At 66.9% G+C, this 17,468-nt stretch carries 16 protein-coding genes; 6 read left to right on the forward strand and 10 right to left on the reverse strand.

Annotated features, from left to right (window positions below; genetic code table 11):
• Positions 1-35: 35 nt before the first annotated feature.
• On the reverse strand, positions 36-1,193 hold the full coding sequence (locus ASE79_RS13550) for a saccharopine dehydrogenase family protein (protein WP_056418466.1): 1,158 nt from the start codon (positions 1,191-1,193) through the stop codon (positions 36-38).
• Positions 1,194-1,292: 99 nt separating this feature from the next.
• Here ASE79_RS13550 and ASE79_RS13555 point away from each other — a divergent pair, with 99 nt between their 5' ends.
• The gene (locus ASE79_RS13555; protein ID WP_056417576.1) at positions 1,293-1,628 is read left to right on the forward strand and encodes a TfoX/Sxy family protein; all 336 of its coding nucleotides are present in this window, start codon (positions 1,293-1,295) and stop codon (positions 1,626-1,628) included.
• Here the strand turns inward: ASE79_RS13555 and ASE79_RS13560 are convergent.
• Entirely contained in the window at positions 1,612-3,387 is a 1,776-nt protein-coding gene (locus ASE79_RS13560; protein WP_056417579.1) for an ABC transporter transmembrane domain-containing protein, read from the reverse strand. The two genes, ASE79_RS13555 and ASE79_RS13560, sit on opposite strands and share 17 nt — an antisense overlap.
• Positions 3,388-3,549: 162 nt before the next feature.
• Between ASE79_RS13560 and ASE79_RS13565 the strand changes: the two genes are divergently transcribed.
• Positions 3,550-4,782 (forward strand): polyhydroxyalkanoate depolymerase, encoded by a 1,233-nt coding sequence (locus tag ASE79_RS13565; RefSeq protein WP_056417583.1) that lies wholly within the window; start codon positions 3,550-3,552, stop codon positions 4,780-4,782.
• A 42-nt stretch (positions 4,783-4,824) separates the two neighbouring features.
• Here the strand turns inward: ASE79_RS13565 and ASE79_RS13570 are convergent, their stop codons facing one another.
• The 5 genes from ASE79_RS13570 to ASE79_RS13590 form a co-directional block, all read right to left on the reverse strand.
• On the reverse strand, positions 4,825-5,307 hold the full coding sequence (locus ASE79_RS13570) for a pyridoxamine 5'-phosphate oxidase family protein (protein ID WP_056418470.1): 483 nt from the start codon (positions 5,305-5,307) through the stop codon (positions 4,825-4,827).
• A gap of 392 nt (positions 5,308-5,699) precedes the next feature.
• Positions 5,700-6,878 carry an acetyl-CoA C-acyltransferase gene (locus ASE79_RS13575; protein ID WP_056417586.1) on the reverse strand — a complete coding sequence of 393 codons (1,179 nt, stop codon included), beginning with the start codon at positions 6,876-6,878 and terminating at the stop codon, positions 5,700-5,702.
• 135 nt (positions 6,879-7,013) lie between these two features.
• On the reverse strand, positions 7,014-7,448 hold the full coding sequence (locus ASE79_RS13580; RefSeq protein ID WP_056417589.1) for a MaoC family dehydratase: 435 nt from the start codon (positions 7,446-7,448) through the stop codon (positions 7,014-7,016).
• A 466-nt stretch (positions 7,449-7,914) separates the two neighbouring features.
• Entirely contained in the window at positions 7,915-9,090 is a 1,176-nt protein-coding gene (locus ASE79_RS13585) for a mechanosensitive ion channel family protein (RefSeq protein ID WP_056417592.1), read from the reverse strand.
• A gap of 11 nt (positions 9,091-9,101) precedes the next feature.
• Positions 9,102-10,052: a DNA topoisomerase IB gene (locus ASE79_RS13590; RefSeq protein ID WP_056418474.1), complete on the reverse strand. Its 951-nt coding sequence runs from the start codon at positions 10,050-10,052 to the stop codon at positions 9,102-9,104.
• Positions 10,053-10,230: 178 nt separating this feature from the next.
• Here ASE79_RS13590 and ASE79_RS13595 point away from each other — a divergent pair, with 178 nt between their 5' ends.
• The gene (locus ASE79_RS13595) at positions 10,231-10,794 is read left to right on the forward strand and encodes a type 1 glutamine amidotransferase domain-containing protein (RefSeq protein WP_056417595.1); all 564 of its coding nucleotides are present in this window, start codon (positions 10,231-10,233) and stop codon (positions 10,792-10,794) included.
• 93 nt (positions 10,795-10,887) lie between these two features.
• Here ASE79_RS13595 and ASE79_RS13600 read toward each other — a convergent pair whose 3' ends face one another.
• The 3 genes from ASE79_RS13600 to ASE79_RS21450 are packed head-to-tail and all read right to left on the reverse strand — an operon-like array spanning position 10,888 to position 13,446.
• On the reverse strand, positions 10,888-11,931 hold the full coding sequence (locus ASE79_RS13600) for an acyltransferase family protein (protein WP_056417599.1): 1,044 nt from the start codon (positions 11,929-11,931) through the stop codon (positions 10,888-10,890).
• Positions 11,928-13,295, reverse strand: coding sequence for a putative O-glycosylation ligase, exosortase A system-associated (locus tag ASE79_RS13605; RefSeq protein ID WP_056417602.1), 1,368 nt, complete (start codon positions 13,293-13,295; stop codon positions 11,928-11,930). Before ASE79_RS13605 ends, ASE79_RS13600 begins: the two co-directional genes overlap by 4 nt.
• Positions 13,288-13,446, reverse strand: a complete 159-nt coding sequence (locus tag ASE79_RS21450) for a hypothetical protein (RefSeq protein WP_200910385.1) — start codon at positions 13,444-13,446, stop codon at positions 13,288-13,290. The genes ASE79_RS13605 and ASE79_RS21450 overlap by 8 nt, the downstream gene beginning before the upstream one ends.
• Before the next feature lie 111 nt (positions 13,447-13,557).
• On the opposite strand from ASE79_RS21450, the gene ASE79_RS13610 reads away from it, so the two are divergent.
• From ASE79_RS13610 to ASE79_RS13620, 3 genes are all read left to right on the forward strand, one after another.
• Positions 13,558-14,766 carry a TIGR04063 family PEP-CTERM/XrtA system glycosyltransferase gene (locus ASE79_RS13610; protein ID WP_056417604.1) on the forward strand — a complete coding sequence of 403 codons (1,209 nt, stop codon included), beginning with the start codon at positions 13,558-13,560 and terminating at the stop codon, positions 14,764-14,766.
• Positions 14,766-15,617, forward strand: coding sequence for a hypothetical protein (locus ASE79_RS13615; protein ID WP_056417607.1), 852 nt, complete (start codon positions 14,766-14,768; stop codon positions 15,615-15,617). The genes ASE79_RS13610 and ASE79_RS13615 overlap by 1 nt, the downstream gene beginning before the upstream one ends.
• 111 nt (positions 15,618-15,728) lie before the next feature.
• Positions 15,729-17,327, forward strand: a complete 1,599-nt coding sequence (locus tag ASE79_RS13620) for a spinster family MFS transporter (protein ID WP_082445310.1) — start codon at positions 15,729-15,731, stop codon at positions 17,325-17,327.
• The last annotated feature ends 141 nt before the right edge of the window (positions 17,328-17,468 follow it).

Here is a 17,468-nt window from a genome sequence, read left to right on the forward strand (position 1 = left end):
AACAGGAGGGTGCGGGGTTGAGGTCCTGACGCGGATCAGCCGACCGTGAAGGTGAGCCCTGCCTTCGCCACGAGACGATCGCGCAGCTTCGTGCCCATCAGCGCACCCGGCGTCCAGATGCCGCCATCGCCCTGCACATCCTGGACGAGGCACAAGGCCGCCTCCGCGATCATCTTGCTGGTCGAGCCATAGCCCGGATCGCGGTCGCCGGTGACGACCGAGTCGATCCGCGCGCCATCGGGCATGATGCCGACGAACAACAGGTCGTAATGGCCGGCGTCGCGCTCCTCTTTCGACGGGCCTTCGCCGGGCTTGGGACCCTTGTCGCTGGAAAAGGGATTGAACTTGGCGATCGCTTCGGCGGCCACCTTGCCGAGATCGCCGAGCCCGGCGACCATCATCTCGTCATAGACGAAGTCCGCGCCATAGGCCTCGCCGAGCAGGAAGTTGGTGCGGTGGACGTTCTTGGTGTTGATCGGTGCCATCACGAACGGCGCGACCCAGGCCGAGAGCGTCGTGTCATATTCGGGGAGCAGCCCGGTCGGCTGGTGCGGCCCCTGAAAGCCTGGGGTGAGCGCGAACGGGCTGGTCAGCAGCTTGACGATGCCGGGATCGCGCGCGGCGGCGGCGAGCGTCGCCTTGAGGCTGGCCGCGGTGCCGCCCGAGAACGTGCCCTGCATTTTTCGCACGCGACCTTTTACGCGGGGCGCGGGGATGCCGTATTTGGCCTTTGCCGCATCCTGCAGCGTCAGCACGCCCAGATCGAAGGGGATGCTGTCGAAGCCGCAGGAGAAGACGATGCGCGCACCGGTGCGCGTCGCCTCGCCCTCATGCGCGTCGATCATGTGGCGCATCCAAGCGGGCTCGCCGCACAGGTCGACATAGGCGGTGCCGGTTGCGGCGCAGGCGGCGACGAGATCGGAGCCGTAAAGCTGATACGGCCCGACGGTGGAGATGACGGCGGTGGCGCACTCGGCCATCGCGCGCAGGCTGGCGGGATCGTCCGAGTCGGCGGTGACGAGCGGCGTGTTGGCAGGCGCGCCGATCAGGTCGCGCACCTCCTGCAGCTTCGCCAGCGACCGGCCCGCCATCGCCCAGCGGACGCCGCTGGGGTAGGTCTGTGTCAGATATTCGGCGACCAGCCGACCGGTAAAGCCCGTCGCGCCATAGATGACGATGTCGAAGTCGCGCATATCCGCCTCCTGTTGCGCCCGTTTTGCGCTCACGTTCGGGGCATCGCAAGCGAAACGCGGTGACTCGCCAAGCCTGCTTCGATCTGCGAGCATCGCCAAATGGCCTCCGATCGCAAAACCGTCGCGTTCATCGTCGAGCAGCTCGCGGCGGCGGGCGACGTCTCCGCAAAGCCGATGTTCGGCGAATATGGCGTCTATTGCGACGGCAGGATGGTGGCGATGGTCTGCGACGACCAGCTGTTCGTGAAGCCGACCCCCGGCGGCCGCGCGTTCGCAGGCGCGATCGACGAGGCGCCACCCTATCCGGGCGCGAAACCCTGCCTGCTGGTCGACGCCGACCGCTGGGACGATGCGGACTGGCTTGCCGAACTCGTCCAGATCTCGACCGCGGAACTGCCGCTGCCGAAACCCAAAAAGGCTAAGCCGCCTCGTTGAACTGGAGGCTGGCGAGCCGTGCGTAGAGCCCGCTGTTGGTCATCAGCGAGCCGTGCGAGCCCTCCTCCACGATCTGCCCGTCGCTCATCACGATGATCCGCTCGGCGGCGCGCACCGTCGCGAGGCGGTGCGCGATGACGAGCGTGGTGCGGTTCGCCATCAGCCGCTCGAGCGCCTCCTGCACCAGCCGTTCGCTTTCGGCGTCGAGCGCGCTGGTCGCCTCGTCGAGCAGCAGGATCGGTGCATCGCGGAGCAGCGCGCGTGCGATCGTCACGCGCTGGCGCTGGCCGCCCGACAGCCGCGCGCCGCCCTCGCCGAGGAACGTGTCGAGGCCCTCGGGCAGCTTGCGCAGGAATTCGGCCGCGTTGGCGGCCTCGGCGGCGGCCCAGAGCTGGTCGTCGGTCGCGGTCCAGTCGCCGTAGCGCAGATTGTCGCGCGCGGAGGCGCCGAAGATGATCGTTTCCTGCGGGACCATCGCGATCCGCGCGCGCACCGCGGCGGGATCGGCGTCGCGCAGGTCGACGCCGTCGAGCGTGACGCGGCCCGCATCGGGATCGTAGAAGCGCTGGACGAGCTGGAACAACGTCGTCTTGCCCGCGCCCGAGGGACCGACGACCGCGACCGTTTCGCCCGGCTTGATGTCGAGCGAGAAGCCGTTGAGCGCGGCGACGTCGCGGCGGGTCGGGTAATGGAACTGGACGTTCTCGAACGCGAGCGCGCCGCGCGGCGGCAGCGGGAGCGCGATCGGGGTGGCGGGGGCAGCGATCTCGGGCGTCTCGCGCAGCAGTTCGGACAGTCGCCCGGCGGCACCGGCGCCGCGCAACAGGTCGCCATACACTTCGGTGAGCGCGCCGAACGCGCCTGCGACGATCCCGCCGGTGAGAACGAACGCGGCGATCGCGCCGCCGCTGATCCGCCCGGCGGCGACGTCGATCGCGCCCTCCCACAGGACCAGCGTGATCGACCCGAACACCAGCCCGATGACGATCGCGGTCATCACCGCGCGCAGCAGGATGCGCGCGCGCGCCGCGGCGAAGGTTGCGCCGACCGCATCGGCGAAGCGGATCGCCTCGCGGTCCTCCTGGCCGAACGCCTGCACGACCTTCATCGCGCCGAGCGTTTCGGTCGCGATCGAGCCGACATCGGCGACCCGGTCCTGCGAGGTGCGCGAATAGTTGCGGACGCGTTTGCCGAGCAACGCGATCGGGAGGATGATCAGCGGGATGCCGATCATCAGCATGCCGGCGAGCTTCGGCGAGATCGCGAACAGGTAGATCAGCCCGCCGATCCCGGTGAAGGTGTTGCGCAGCGCGATCGACACGGTGCTGCCGACGACCTGTTCGATCAGCGCGGTATCCGAGGTGAGCCGCGACGCGATTTCGGACGGGCGATTCTCCTCGAAGAAGCGCGGCGTCAGGCGGAGCAGGTGGCGCTGCACATTGGTGCGGATGTCCGCGACGACGCGTTCGCCGAGCCACGAGACGTAATAGAAGCGCACCGCGGTCGCCAGCGCGAGCACGACGACGATCATCAGCAGATAGTGGAACGAGGTACCGACCGACCCGCTGGCGCCGGGGCCGAAGCCGCGATCGATCACGCGCTTGAAGCCGTAGGGGATGCCGATCGTCGCCGCCGACGTCGTCATCAGCGCGAGGCCGGCAAACGCGATCTGGCGCGGATAGTTGGCGGCGTGACGCCACACCATCGCGAGATCGCCGATCCGGCGGGGCGTCTTCTCTTCGGGGTTCGGCTTGGCCATGCGGCACCGCCTAGCAGCCGTGGGGGTGGCGCTCAACGACAACCGCCATGCGCGGTGTCTGCGGAGAAGGGCAGGCCTGACGCCATAGGTAGAGTCTCGCGTTGCGCTGCGGCGCTTTTGCGTTACGACCGTTATAGCCTATATAAAGGCGAAGGATACCGCATGCTCTACGACGCTTACGAATTCCAACGGTCGATGATGTCAGGTGCCAGCAAACTGGCGAGTTTCGGCGCGGAAATGCTCAACAATCCGGCAAACCCATTCTCCTATTTAGGGGGCGGGGCGGTGATCGGATCGGCGCTGGAGGTGTTCGCACACGCGAATGCGACTCGCGGAAAGCCCGCATTCGGGCTCGACCGGACGGTCATCGACGGGCGTGAGATCGCGGTGCGCGAGGAGATCGTGCTGCGGAAGGATTTCGGTCAGCTGAAGCGGTTCGTGCGTGAGGGCGTCGAGGGCGGCCCCAGGCTGCTGATCGTCGCGCCGATGTCGGGCCATTATGCGACGCTGCTGCGCGGGACGGTCGAGCGGATGCTCCCGTTCGCGGACGTCTACATCACCGACTGGCGCGATGCGCGCAGCGTGCCGCTGTCGGCGGGCCGCTTCGATCTCGACGATTATGTCGATTATCTGATCGCGTTCCTCGAGCAGATCGGCGCGAACGAGGGGCAGGGCGGCACGCACATGCTCGCGGTCTGTCAGCCGTCGGTGCCTTGTTACGCCGCGGCGGCGCTGATGAGCGCGGACAAGAATCCGTGCCGGCCCAAGACGTTGACGATGATGGGTGGTCCCGTCGACACGCGCGAGGCGCCGACCGCGGTCAATACGCTGGCGACCGAGCGCCCGCACGCCTGGTTCGAGCAGAACGTGATCGCGACGGTACCGGGCAATTATCCGGGTGCCGGGCGCAAGGTATATCCCGGGTTCCTGCAGCTTGCTGGGTTCATGTCGATGAATCTGGGCAACCACATGGTCTCGCATTGGGAGATGTATAAGCATCTCGTCCAGGGCGACGATGCGAGCGCGTCGCAGAGCCAGGATTTCTACGAGGAATATCGCTCGGTCTGCGACATGACCGCGGAATTCTATCTCCAGACGATCGATGTGGTGTTCCAGACCCACGCACTGCCGCGCGGAATCCTGACGCATCGGGGTCGGCTGGTGGATCCGGCGGCGATCACCGATATCGGGCTGCTGGCGATTGAGGGCGAGCGCGACGATATCTCAGGCTTGGGCCAGACCAAGGCTGCGCTGACGCTGGCGACGGCGTTGCCGGATGCGAAGAAGCGGTATCTGATCGCGGAAGGCGCGGGGCATTACGGCATCTTCAACGGATCGCGCTGGCGCGACAAGATCGCGCCGGTCGTCGAGGCGTTCATCACCGCGAACGGGTGACGATGATGGGCAGCTCCGATCGCGGGGCTGCCCATGGGGAGTTTATGCGACCGAGTCGACGACCGCGTGGCTGCTCGACTCGTCCGGACGGATCGTGCCGCCGAACAGCATCTTCAGGCGACCACCGATCGAGATGTCCGTCTCCCACAGCTCGGCGCTGTCGATGTCGAAGCGGAGCAGCGTGAGGTTGGGGTCTTCCTTGCCGCCCGGAAACCATGCCTCGACCTGGTTGTTCCAGAGCTTGTCGATCTGCGCGCGGTCGTTCGACGTCGAAACGTCGCCCGCCATGCAGGCGAAGAAATCATGCCCCTTGCCGACGAACTGCGCCATCGCCGCGCCGCCCTTGGCGATGCGGTTGTCGCGACCGGCGAAGAAGAACAGCGTGTTGGGCTGATCGTCGTCGATCTGCGCGGTCATCGGCTCGGAATGCTGGCCATCCTCGAGGCCGATCATCACGAACGGGCTCGACTTCAGCTTGTCGATGAACTTGGCGGCGATTTCCTGCGGGGTATCCTTGTCGGCCATCGTCATTCTCCTATGGGCTTGGATTGCCTGTGAGAACGGGCGGGGCGGGCGTTGGTTGCGCTGCGCGGCCCGATGCGATGCGGCTTGGTGAAAGCGGAGACGGCGCGCCATGATGGCGGCGGCAGCAGTCCTGCTGCCGAACAAGAAAGGTAAGGTGTATGCAACTTGCCGATCTGTGCCTGATCCTCGGCATGCTCTTCGCCTTCGCGACCCTGGTCGTGAAGATCATCGAAGTGTCGCGCAAAGGCTAGGTGCACGGGAGGGGCTTGGGCTGACACCCAAGTCCCAAACGTATTGGGCCCCAGCCGCTGACACGACCGGGGCCCAGACAAGAAAGGCGGTGTATGCAACGCCGCTTTGCTACATGCGCGAATACGGCATGTTTTTCAAGTTCACAGCACCTCGAACAACCCGGCGGCGCCCATGCCGCCGCCGACGCACATCGTGACGACGACATACTTCGCACCGCGGCGCTTGCCTTCGATCAGCGCGTGGCCGGTCGCGCGGGCGCCGGTCATGCCGTAGGGGTGGCCGATCGAGATCGCGCCACCGCTGACGTTGAGCCGCTCGTCGGGGATGCCGAGCTTGTCGCGGCAGTAGAGCACCTGCACCGCGAACGCCTCGTTCAGCTCCCACAGGCCGATATCGTCCATCTTGAGGCCGAAGCGCTTGAGCAGCTTCGGGATCGCGACGACCGGGCCGATCCCCATCTCGTCGGGCTCGGTGCCGCCGACCGCGATGCCGACATAGCGACCGAGCGGCTGGAGACCGCGCTGCGAGGCGATCTTCTCCTCCATCAGCACCGACGACGAGGATCCGTCCGACAGCTGCGACGCGTTGCCCGCGGTGATCGTGAAATCGGGGCCCGTCACGGGTTTCAGCGACTGAAGCCCCTCAAGCGTGGTGTCGGCGCGATTGCCCTCGTCCTTGGCGATCGTCACGTCCTTGTAGGTGACCTCCTTGGTCTCCTTGTTGACGATCGCCATGTTGGCCTCGACCGCGACGATCTCCGCGTCGAAATAGCCCGCGGCCTGCGCGGCGGCGGTGCGCTGCTGCGACTGGAGCGCATAGGCGTCCATTGCGTCGCGGCTGATGCCATAGCGCTTGGCGACCACCTCGGCAGTCTGCAGCATCGGCATGTAGACGTCCTTGTGCATCGCGATCAGCTGGGGATCGGGAGCGACGCGCATCTGCGGGGTCTGGACGAGGCTGATGCTCTCGACGCCGCCGCCGATCGTGATGTCCATATTGTCGGTGATGATCTGCTTGGCGGCGGTGGCGATCGCCATCAGGCCCGACGCGCACTGGCGGTCGACCGACATGCCCGACACGGTGACGGGCAGCCCAGCGCGGAGCAGTGAGGTGCGCGCGATGTTGCCCGCCTGGTGACCCTGCTGGAGCGCGCAGCCGAAGACGACGTCGTCGATCTCCGCGCCATCGACGCCGGCGCGTTCGACCGCGGCGCGGATCGAGTGCGCGGCGAGCGTGGGGGCAGGCGTGTTGTTGAAGCCGCCGCGATAGGCGCGGCCGATGGCGGTGCGGGCGGTGGAGACGATAACGGCTGAACGCATGGGTATATCCTTTTCTGCTCCCTTCCCGCTTGCGGGAGGGGTTGGGGGAGGGGGGTGGCCAAAGCAGCCGAACCGAATGCGGCTATCTCGGACCCTCCCCTGACCCCTCCCGCAAGCGGGAGGGGAAATGGTAAATCAAACGAAGACCTGGCTGATCCATTCGGCGATCAGGGCGGGCTTTTCCTGGCCTTCGATCTCGACCGTAAAGGCGTTGGTCTGCTGCCACTGGCCGGGGCGCTTTTCGTCGAACGACAGCAGCTTGAACCGGCCGCGCACCTTGCAGCCCGACCGGACCGGCGAGAGGAAGCGCACCGCGTTGCCGCCATAATTGACGCCCATCTTCGCGCCCTCGATCGTCGGCGCGTCGGGCACTTTCGACGACAGCAGCGGCATCAGCGACAGCGTCAGGAAGCCGTGCGCGATCGTGCCGCCGAACGGAGTCTGCGCCGCGCGGGCGGGGTCGATATGGATGAACTGGTGGTCACCGGTCGCGTCGGCGAACTGGTCGATCATGGCTTGCGTGACCTCGACCCAGTCGGACACCGTTTCGGTGCCGATGCGGGCCTGCATCTCTGCGGTGGTGATCGTTGCCACGGGGGTCCTCTCTGGTTGGCGCGGTGCGCTGACGCGTCTCTAGGCGCGGCGGTGCTGGTATCGCAAGCCTATCGTTGACCGGAAAGAGGAAACTGCTGGGTTTGTCGAGGTGGGGCGGCGAACCCGATGTTCTAAAGGGTGGTTTTCCAAGGAGGGTGGGGGCTGCGTACGTAGGGCGGTTCTTCCTTCCTTGTTCTCCCGCGAAGGCGAGAGCCCAGTCTGGGTCCCCGCCTTCGCGGGGAAACATTTGGGGGTTGGTTCGAGCGGTTAAGGTACCACCCCGGCGGCGGCCGGGGTCCAGTTGGGAGACGTTGCTAACTGAGGTTCCGCTACGTTACCGCGACCTTTCCAACTGGGCCCCGGCCTTCGCCGGGGTGGGGCGGTGATTTTAGGTGACGCGTGTATCAAGTAGCGGCAGCGGCCGCTGGCTGGGTAGCGGGACTCAGGCCGTCACGCCTTCCGACTTCGGCCGGGCCGTCTCTGGATACGGCATGACCACCGAACCATCGGGTGCGGCCATCATGTTGACCTGGGTCGGGAAGGCGATCTCGATCTTTTCGTCGTTGAAGCGCTTGAGGATGGCGATGCCGACGGCGGTGCGGCCGTCGTAGAAGCTGGCGTAATCGGGGCCCTTGCTGTCAAACTGGACCTCGAAGTCGAGGCTCGATGCGCCGAAGCCGGTAAAGCCGGCGCGGGTGAAGATCTTGTCGTTGGCCTCGACGATCTCCTTCAGTATCGCGGGGATGCGCGAGCAGACCTCGGGCGGGGTCGAGTAGGTGACGCCGATGATGAATTTCGCGCGGCGGTGGTTGCGTTGCGTGTTGTTGAGAATCTCCTTGTTGAGGAGGTTCTTGTTCGAGATCACGCGCTCCTCGCCGTCGATGCCGCGGATGCGCGTCGATTTCAGGCCGATCGCCTCGACGCTGCCCGAGGCGGTGTCGTAGCTGATCGAATCGCCGCGGCGAAACGGGCGGTCGAAGATGATCGCGAGCGCGGCGAACAGGTCGGCGAAGATGCCCTGCGCGGCGAGACCGATCGCGATGCCGCCGACGCCGAGCCCGGCGACGAGGCCGGTGACGTTGACGCCGAGATTGTCGAGCACGACGACCAGCGCCACCGCGAACACGACGAACGTGACGAGCAGCCGGATCAGGCCCATCGCCGACAGCAGCGCTTCACCCGAATAATGTTCGGACTGGGTGCGGTGTTCGATCGCGCCGAGGATGATCTCGCGCACCCAGACCGCCGCCTGGAACACCGCGGCGACGGTGAAGAGGAAGTTGATCGTCGTCGCGACCTCGCCGGGGGCGGCGGAATAGCCCGACACGAGCTTGGCCGCGAGCATGACGATGAAGAAGTTGCCGGTGCGCGCGATCGCCTTGCCGACGACCATCCCCCAGCCGTTCAGCGCACGCGGGCGTTCGCACAGCTTGCTACCGAACCGGCGCGCGGTGTGCAGCGCGACGACGATCGCCGCGCCGATTCCGACCGCGATCAGGATCTGGAGCCAATAGGCCTGCACCCAGGCGATGCTGGCGGTGACGAAGCCCTGCGCCTGGTTGCCGACGTCGCCCGCGTCGAAGATCGGTTGTTTGGCGGCGGTGGTTGCGTTGGACATGGGAGTACTCGTCAGGCCGCTTTGGCGATGATCGCGGGCGTGCCGGCTTCGAGGAAGGCGATGAGCCCGCATTCCTCGCGGCTGAGATAGCGCTTGGCGCGCGGGAGGCGGAGCGCCTTGCGAAAGGTCGATTGGCCCTGTTTCACCAGCGCGATGAGCGACGGGTGAACATAGCTCTTCCGCGCAATCGCATGCGTGTTGCCGAGCCGCGCGACGACGGGTTCGAGCATCGCCTTGAGGCTTAGATCCGCCTCGGCGGAGGCGAGCGCCTCGAACGCGGCGACGCTGGCGGCCCAGGTGCGGAAGTTCTTCGCGGTGAACTCGGTGCCGGTAACGTCGCGGATATAGCAGTTCACGTCGGTCGAGGTGACGGGATGCGCGACGCCCGCATCGTCGAGCCAGGCGAACAGATGCTGTTCGTCGAGGTCCTGGCATTTCTTGACGAAGCTGCTGAGCGACCGATCGGTGATCTTCAGCGTCCGCAGCTTGCCCGACTTGCCCTTGTACTGAAGTTTGAGCGTCGCGCCCTTCACCGCGCCGTGGCGCTTGCGCAACGTCGTCGCGCCGAAGCTCTCATTCGCCTCGGCATAGGCTTCGTTGCCGACGCGGATATGGCCGCCGTCGAGCAGGCGGAGGACGGCGGCGACGGCGCGCTCCCGGGTGAGCGAGCGTTTGCGCAGATCGGACTCGACCGCCTTGCGCAGCTTGGGGAGCGCGTGGCCGAAATCGGCGCAGCGTTCGTATTTGGCTGCCTCCTGCGCCTCGCGGAAGCCGAGGTGATAGCGGTACTGCTTGCGACCCTTTTCGTCCCAGCCGACCGCCTGGATATGGCCGTTGGGCTTCGGACAGAACCAGGCGTCGCGATAGGCGGGGGGCAGGGCGATCGTGTTGAGCCGGTCGATCTCGTCGCGGTCGGTGATCCGGTCCCCCTTGGCATCGAAATAGCCCCAGCCGTTCCGCATCTTCTTGCGGGTGATGCCGGGCTTGGAGTCGTCGGAATACACGATTCTTGTGGGCAATGCGGCGGTCCTTGGGGCGTCCTACGAACTATCTCTGGAAATGTTCGGCAAGGCGCATCGTTCCGGAACGACGCGGGCCGCCCGTGGTTGAGGGGGCACTGGATTTCACTGGAGATATGCCATGACCGATCTTTCCCAAGCTCGCGTACTGATGCTCGCTGCCGATGGTTTCGAGACCGTCGAACTGTTCGAACCCAAGAAGGCGCTCGAGGCGGCGGGGGCGAAGGTCACGCTCGCGTCGATCAATACCGACCCGATCCAGGGCATGAAGGGCGACATCAACAAGGCAGAGACGGCGACACCCGAGCTGACGCTCGACGAGGTCGATACCGACGATTACGATGCGCTGGTGCTGCCGGGCGGCGTCGCCAATCCGGACACGATGCGTCAGGAAGAGCGCGCGATCGAGATCATCACCGAGTTCATGGAGGACGGCAAGATCGTCGCGGCGATCTGCCATGCGCCGTGGCTGCTGGCCGAGGCGGACGTGATCGACGGCCGCCGCGTGACGAGCTACCCGTCGATCCGCACCGATCTCGAGAATGCGGGCGCGGACGTGGTCGACGAGGAGGTTGTGGTCGACGGCAATCTGATCACCAGCCGCAAGCCCGACGACATCCCCGCGTTCAACAAGGCGATCATCGCCGCGCTCGAGGAAGAACTGGCCGACGAACCGGTCGACTGATTACAAGAGTGAAGCACGCTCTTCCCTGTTTTTCTGCGAAGGCGGGAGCCCAGACTGGGTCCCCGCCTTCGCGGGGAACAAGGAGGGGGTGGACTAGCGCCTGTTAAGCCAGCGTTGGGCGGGGCGTTCTATCAGGTGATAGAGTGCGATCGAGGCCAGCAAGACCAGGCCGAGGTACAACGCGATTTCGGCGGGCGACACGGCGTTAGCATCGCTGACGAAGGCGAGCTTGAATGCCTTCCACAGAATGAAGTGGCTGAGATACGTCGCGTAGCTGATTTCGCCGAGATAGTGGATCGTGCGGCCTTCGAACGGGTTGCGCGGTCGGCCCGAGGTGAGGGCGAGCAGCAGGAGCAGCGTGGCGAACAGTGCTGGGACGACGAGCGTTTCGGGCAGGCCTGCGATCCACATGATGATGAGCGCCGTGGCGATGCTTATGGCCGCTCCGATCGCCGCACGCGCGGTGCGCCAACGTAGCCAGAGCGCACAGACGATGCTGCCGGTGGTAAACTCGATCAGGCAGCGGAGCAGGCCGTAGCGCGGGATGTCGGTGCCGAGCGTCGGCGAGTCGATCGTCAGGTGCAGCGCCAGCAAAAGCAGACCCGCGAGCGCCAGCAAGACCGCGCTCGGCACGCGGCGCCAGTCCACCGCCATCACGAGCAGCGGGAACAGCAGGTACGCGGCGAGCTCGGCGCTGATCGACCAGGCCGGATCGTTCCAGGCGAGGTGCCGGGTGAACCCCCAGTTCTGGAGCAACACGATGTGCAGCGGGAGTTCGAGAAATACGAATTGCGGGTCGTCGCGGCCGGTCGCGCGCAGCACGAGCGCCAGCGCGACGGCGCCCGCCAGCGTCACGAGATGCAGCGGCCAGATCCGCGCGAGGCGCTTTTGCAGGAAACGCGGCACGCCTGCCATGCCGCCGGTGCGCAGGCGATCGTTCCAGGTGAGCCAGATCACGAAGCCGGACAGCAGGAAGAAGAAGTCGACCGCGAGATAGCCCTTGGCGAAGACGTCGCGCAGGCTGGTCGAGAGGCCGGCGATCGAGAGGCGGATGTGGTAGAAGACGACGAACCACGCCGCGATCCCGCGTACGCCGGTCAGCGCACGCAGTTCGCCGGCGGATGCGCGTGTGCTCATGCCGATGCGGCAGGCGTTGCGCGCCGCATCGGCCGGAACGACTCCTCGCTCCGTTTGCGCGCGAGATAGGTGTCAAGGCCGATCTGCGCGCCGATCAGCATGTAGATGAACGGCTGGAACGCGATCGCGATGAACGCCGCACCGAGCAGATAGACGATGTGGCCGCTCTGCAGCGCGGCGGCGAGCGGGCCGGCCCAGCCGAACGCGCCGTCGGGATCGCGGTAGCGGCGGCGAACCACCTCCATCCGGACGATGCCGATCAGGTTGATCGCGAGCCACAACGCGAGCCCGAAATAGCCCTGTTCGCCGAGCATCTCGAAATAGGCGCTGTGATAGGCGCGTGCCTTATCAACCTCGACCTTGGGCGTGGCGGCGGCGGCGGGGGCGCCGGCGCTGCCCGCATCGGGGGAGGTCTTCAGGTCATAGCGGATGTGGTTGCCCAGATAGGCGTTGAAGCCGCCGCCGAACGGATGCGTCTTGGCGTATTCGATCGTCCATTTCCACACCGCGAGCCGGGTCGAGGCGGATTCGTCGGCGTCGTACGTCTTGATCGTGTTCATGCGGTTGGTGAAGGTGGAGGGCAGGAACGGGATCGCCGCGACGCCGAGCACGCCGAGCATCGCCAGATACGCGACCTTGCGCTTCACGTTCCGGATCGAGAGCAGCGCGAGCAGGCCGATGCAGAGCAACCCGGTGCGCGTCGAGGTGCCGACCGGGATCAGCAGGCACGCAAAGATCAGTGCGAGGCAATAGCCCTTCAGCCGCCAGTCGCGCTTGAAGATCGTGCCGTGGCTCATGAACCAGATGATGATCGGGATGATTGCGATCGCCACCGCGCTGATCGTGCTGCCCTCGTACAGCCCCGAATTATTGTCGACCATGAGGTTGAGCTGGCCATAGCCGCCGCCGCCGCTGGCGATCGTCTTGATGCCGCCGACGACGATGATCGACGACGCCGCGAGGATCATGAACGCCAGCAGCGCCTCGATCCGCAACCGCGTGCGCAGCGTGAGCGGCAGGAAGGCGGCAAAGGCGAGCGCCTTCCACACCCAGTCCCATTTCTCCTTGGCCTCGGCGGGGAAGTCGGCGGCGAGCGTCGTGCCCCAGCAATAGAGCAGCAGCACGACGATCAGCACTTGGCGGCCGCCGACCCGCGTGTCGCGCTTGTCGTCGGCGAGGATCCACCCGCCGACCGCCAGCGCGACCGCGATCAGCGAGATCGGCACCGAATTGAGCAGCAGATAGGTCAGCCGCTGCGGCGAGACGATGTCGATATAGACATAGACGAGCACGAGCAGGAACGGTCGCTTGAACCCCATGCCGAAGAACGCGAGCAGGAAGGCGATGAAGGCGAGATCACGCATCGGGGCGGGATGTCCGGTCGGGGCGGCGCGTCTTGTCGGCGTCGGCGTCGTGCGGGCCGGGCTCGCGATCGAGATCCGGCCGCCGGAGCAGCAGGAATGCGGCGAGCATCATCAGCCCGTGGCTGAGGCCGAGCGCGAGATTGTCGATCATGGGACGGCCTCCTTTACGTGCAGGGGTTTGCGTAGCGGGTTTCTCGAGATTCGTGCGTAGCCATAGTCGGTTGACGCGCCGTTAAGCGATCTGTGGCAGACGCGGTCCACGATGCGTATCCTTCATATCCTCGACCACGGCCTGCCGCTGCAAAGCGGCTACACGTTCCGCACGCGCGCGATCCTCAAGGCGCAGGAAGGGCTGGGGTGGACCGTCGCGGCGGTCACTGGCCCGCGCCACGGCGCAGCGCCCGCCTCGGTCGAGTCGATCGACGGGCTGACGTTCCACCGGACGGCGGCGGGCGTGAAGCCGGGTCCGGTCGGCGAGGTTGCGGGGATCGCGGCCTTCGCCAAACGGATCGAGTCGGCGGTCGATGCCTTCAAGCCCGACATCCTCCACGCGCATTCGCCGGTGATCGACGCGCTCGCCGCGCTGATCGTCGCGCGCAAGCGCAAGCTGCCGCTCGTCTACGAGATCCGGGCGTTCTGGGAGGATGCCGCGGTCGGCAACGGGACGGGGACGGCGACGTCGCTGCGCTACCGGGCGACGCGCGCGCTGGAGACATGGGCGGTGCGGCGCGCGGATGCGGTCGCGGTGATCTGCGAGGGATTGCGCGGCGACCTGGTCGCGCGCGGGATCGCCGCGGACAAGATCACGGTGTCGCCCAACGGCGTCGATCTCGAGCTGTTCGGCACCGCGCCGCCGCGCGACGATGCGCTGGGCGCGGCGCTCGGGCTCGACGGCGCGGACGTGGTCGGGTTCATCGGCAGCTTCTACGATTACGAAGGGCTCGACGACCTGATCGGGGCGATGCCCGCGCTGGTCGCGGTGCGGCCCAAGGCGCGGCTGTTGATGGTCGGCGGCGGGCCGATGGAGGCGGCGCTGCGCGCGCAGGCCGAGGCGTCGCCGGTGGCGGATGCGATCCGCTTCGTCGGGCGCGTGCCGCACGAGGAGGTCGAGCGCTATTACGGGCTGGTCGATATCCTGGCCTATCCGCGCAAGCGGATGCGGCTGACCGATCTCGTCACGCCACTTAAGCCGCTCGAGGCGATGGCGCAGGGCCGGCTGGTCGCGGCATCCGACGTCGGCGGGCATCGCGAGCTGATCCAAGACGGCGAGACGGGCACGCTGTTTCCGCCCGACGATCCGCAGGCGATCGCGGATGCGCTGGCGGGCATGTTCGCGGACCGGTCCGGCTGGGATGAACGCCGCGCGCGAGGGCGGGATTTCGTCAAGACCGAGCGTAACTGGTCGTCAAACATTCGGCGCTATGATCCGCTTTATGGACGGCTGATCGCAGCTGCTGCACGGGAAAATTGATGATTGCGCTTGGTCGCTACCCCCTGATCCGATCGCTGCCGCTGTACGGCGCGGTGGCCGGCGGGCTGCTCGCTGCCGTCGGCGTGGTGGCGATCTCGACCGAGACGCTGGAATCGCTGGTGTGGACCACGGGCGTCGCCGCGCTCGTCCCCGCTGCCGCGCCGCCGCTCGGGATGACTGCGCGCGCCTTGCTGGCGCTGGGCAGCGGGCTGCTGGTCGCGGCGTTGCTGTGGTCGTCGCTGTTCCTGCTGTTCGGACCGGGCGGGTTCCTGGTCCGCCGGGCGCCGCGCGAGGACGGCGTGCCGGTGATCCGCCGCGCCGACGCGCATCCCGACGCGCCGCCGCGCAAGCCGATGTCGGCGGCCGATCTGGGCACGCCGATGATGGAAGTGGGCGTGGGGCCTGGTGGGCGCGACGAGCGGACGATCCCGGCCGATCTCGATCTGCCGCTCGCGGCGTTCGATCCCAAGGCGATCCCGCCGGTACCGATGGAGCCGGTGCGCCCCGTGTCGCCGTTGAAACAGGCGATCATGGCACCGGTAATCGTGATCGAATCGACGGCGGAGGCGACGACGTTCCTGACCGCGCCTGCGCCCCCGCCTGCCCCCCCGACGGCACCGGTCGCGCCCGTAGAGGCGGTCGTCGAGATGCCGGTTGCAGTGCCGGTCGAGCCGGTCGTCGAGGCACGCGCACTGCCGGTGCAGGAGGACGTCGTCGAAATCGCCGCGCCGACGCCGATCGCGCGGCCGGCACGCGCGGTGGCCGAACCGGCGTCGCCGCCGACGATCGAGGCGCTGCTGACCCGGCTCGAGAAGGGCGCGCAGCGCCGCGGACTGATCGGCTCGCACTGAACGCGCGGGCTAGCGCGCCTCCGCCCGGTGAACGTACCGGACCCTGCTGAAACCGCTGTTTCTCCCTGATCCGCTCTGATACCCATAGCTCGAAAACATCGAGGAGGGATCATGGCGGGCGCGGATACCAAAATTGTTGGGCCGGCGGTCGAGGTCGAACGCGGTGCGCCCGTGGAGCAGGGGGCGACGCGTTACGCCTGGTACGTGCTGTCGATCCTGTTCCTCGTCTACGTGCTGAACTTCGTCGACCGGCAGATCATCTCGATCCTGGCGGAGGACATCAAACGCGACCTGGGGCTGAAGGATCAGGATCTCGGATTCCTGTACGGCACCGCGTTCGGCGTATTCTATTCGCTGTTCGGGATCCCGCTCGGGCGGCTGGCGGACAATTGGCACCGCGTGCGGCTGATGACGATCGGGTTGTCGCTCTGGTCGGTGATGACCGCCTTGTCGGGGTTTTCGCGGACCGGCGGGCATCTGGCCGCGGCGCGGATCGGGGTCGGGATCGGCGAGGCGACCGCGAGCCCGTCGGCCTATTCGATCATCTCCGATTATTTCCCGAAGCGGCTGCGCGCGACCGCGCTCTCGATCTACTCCGCGGGGCTGTACGTCGGCGGCGGCTGTTCGTTGTTCATCGGCGGGCTAATCGTGCAGGGCTGGAACAAGGCCTATCCCGGCGGCGGGCCGCTCGGGCTGGTCGGCTGGCAGGCGGCGTTCATGGCGGTTGGCGTGCCGGGGCTGTTGCTGGCGGTGTGGATCGCGACGCTGAAGGAGCCGATCCGCGGGCTGGTCGAGGGACTGCCCGAACCCGACAAACACCCCGCGCCGTTCCGCGCGTTCGGCGCCGAGCTGGTGACGATCGTGCCGCCGCTGACGCTGATCGGTGCGGCGATGGGCGGCGCGCGCGCGCTTGGGTATAATCTGCTGGCGCTTGCGGTGGTGGCGGCGGCGGTGACCGGGCTGATCGAGGCGGGCGAGCCGTGGCCGCAATGGGTGGCGATCGGGATCGGCGTGTATGCGGTGTTCTCCTGGGCGTCGGCATTGAAGCGCCGCGATCCGCCGACCTTCGCGCTGATCGTGGGGACGCCGGCGTTCCTGTGCACCGTCGTGGCGTATGGGCTGAACGCGTTTCTGAGCTACGCCGCGAGTTTCTGGGCGGCACCCTATGCGTTGCGCGAGCTTGGCGTGACGCCGTCGTCGGCGGGGTTCATGATCGGCAGCCTTGGTGCGACCGCGGGCTTTCTCGGGCTGACGATCGGCGGCGTGGTGTCGGACCGATTGCGGCGCGGTAATCCCGCCGGGCGGTTGTGGGTGGTGATCTTCGGCGCGATCGTGCCGGTGCCGTTCCTGGTGCTGGCCTTCACCGCCAGTGCGCCGACCGCCTTCTATACCGGGATCTTCCTCGCGCAGCTGACCGCGTCGTGCGCGCTGGGTGCTGCGGCGGCGACGACGCAGGACATGGTGCTGCCGCGGATGCGCGGGACGGCGACCGCGACTTTCTTCATCGGCACGACGCTGATCGGGCTGGCGCTCGGGCCGTATATGGCGGGGCGGGTGTCGACGCTGACGGGGAGCCTGTCGATCGGCATGCTGTCGTTGCTGGTGGTGACGCCGATCACGCTGGCGTGTGCGGTGGCGGCGTACCGGCTGGCACCGCGTGCGGAGGCTACGCGGGAGATGCGGGCGAGGGCGGCGGGGGAGGCGGTTTAGGGGGCTGCCGTTTTACGTTCGGCGTACCTCACATCCATTCGTGCGTCCCTACCATCCGTTCTTGCTGAGCGAAGTCGAGCACCTCCGTTCGGGGCACACCCTTCGACTTCGCTCAGGGCGAACGGAATAAGGGGCGAACGG

The organism is Sphingomonas sp. Leaf28 (assembly GCF_001421685.1).
In the GTDB taxonomy this organism is placed as follows: domain Bacteria; phylum Pseudomonadota; class Alphaproteobacteria; order Sphingomonadales; family Sphingomonadaceae; genus Sphingomonas; species Sphingomonas aurantiaca.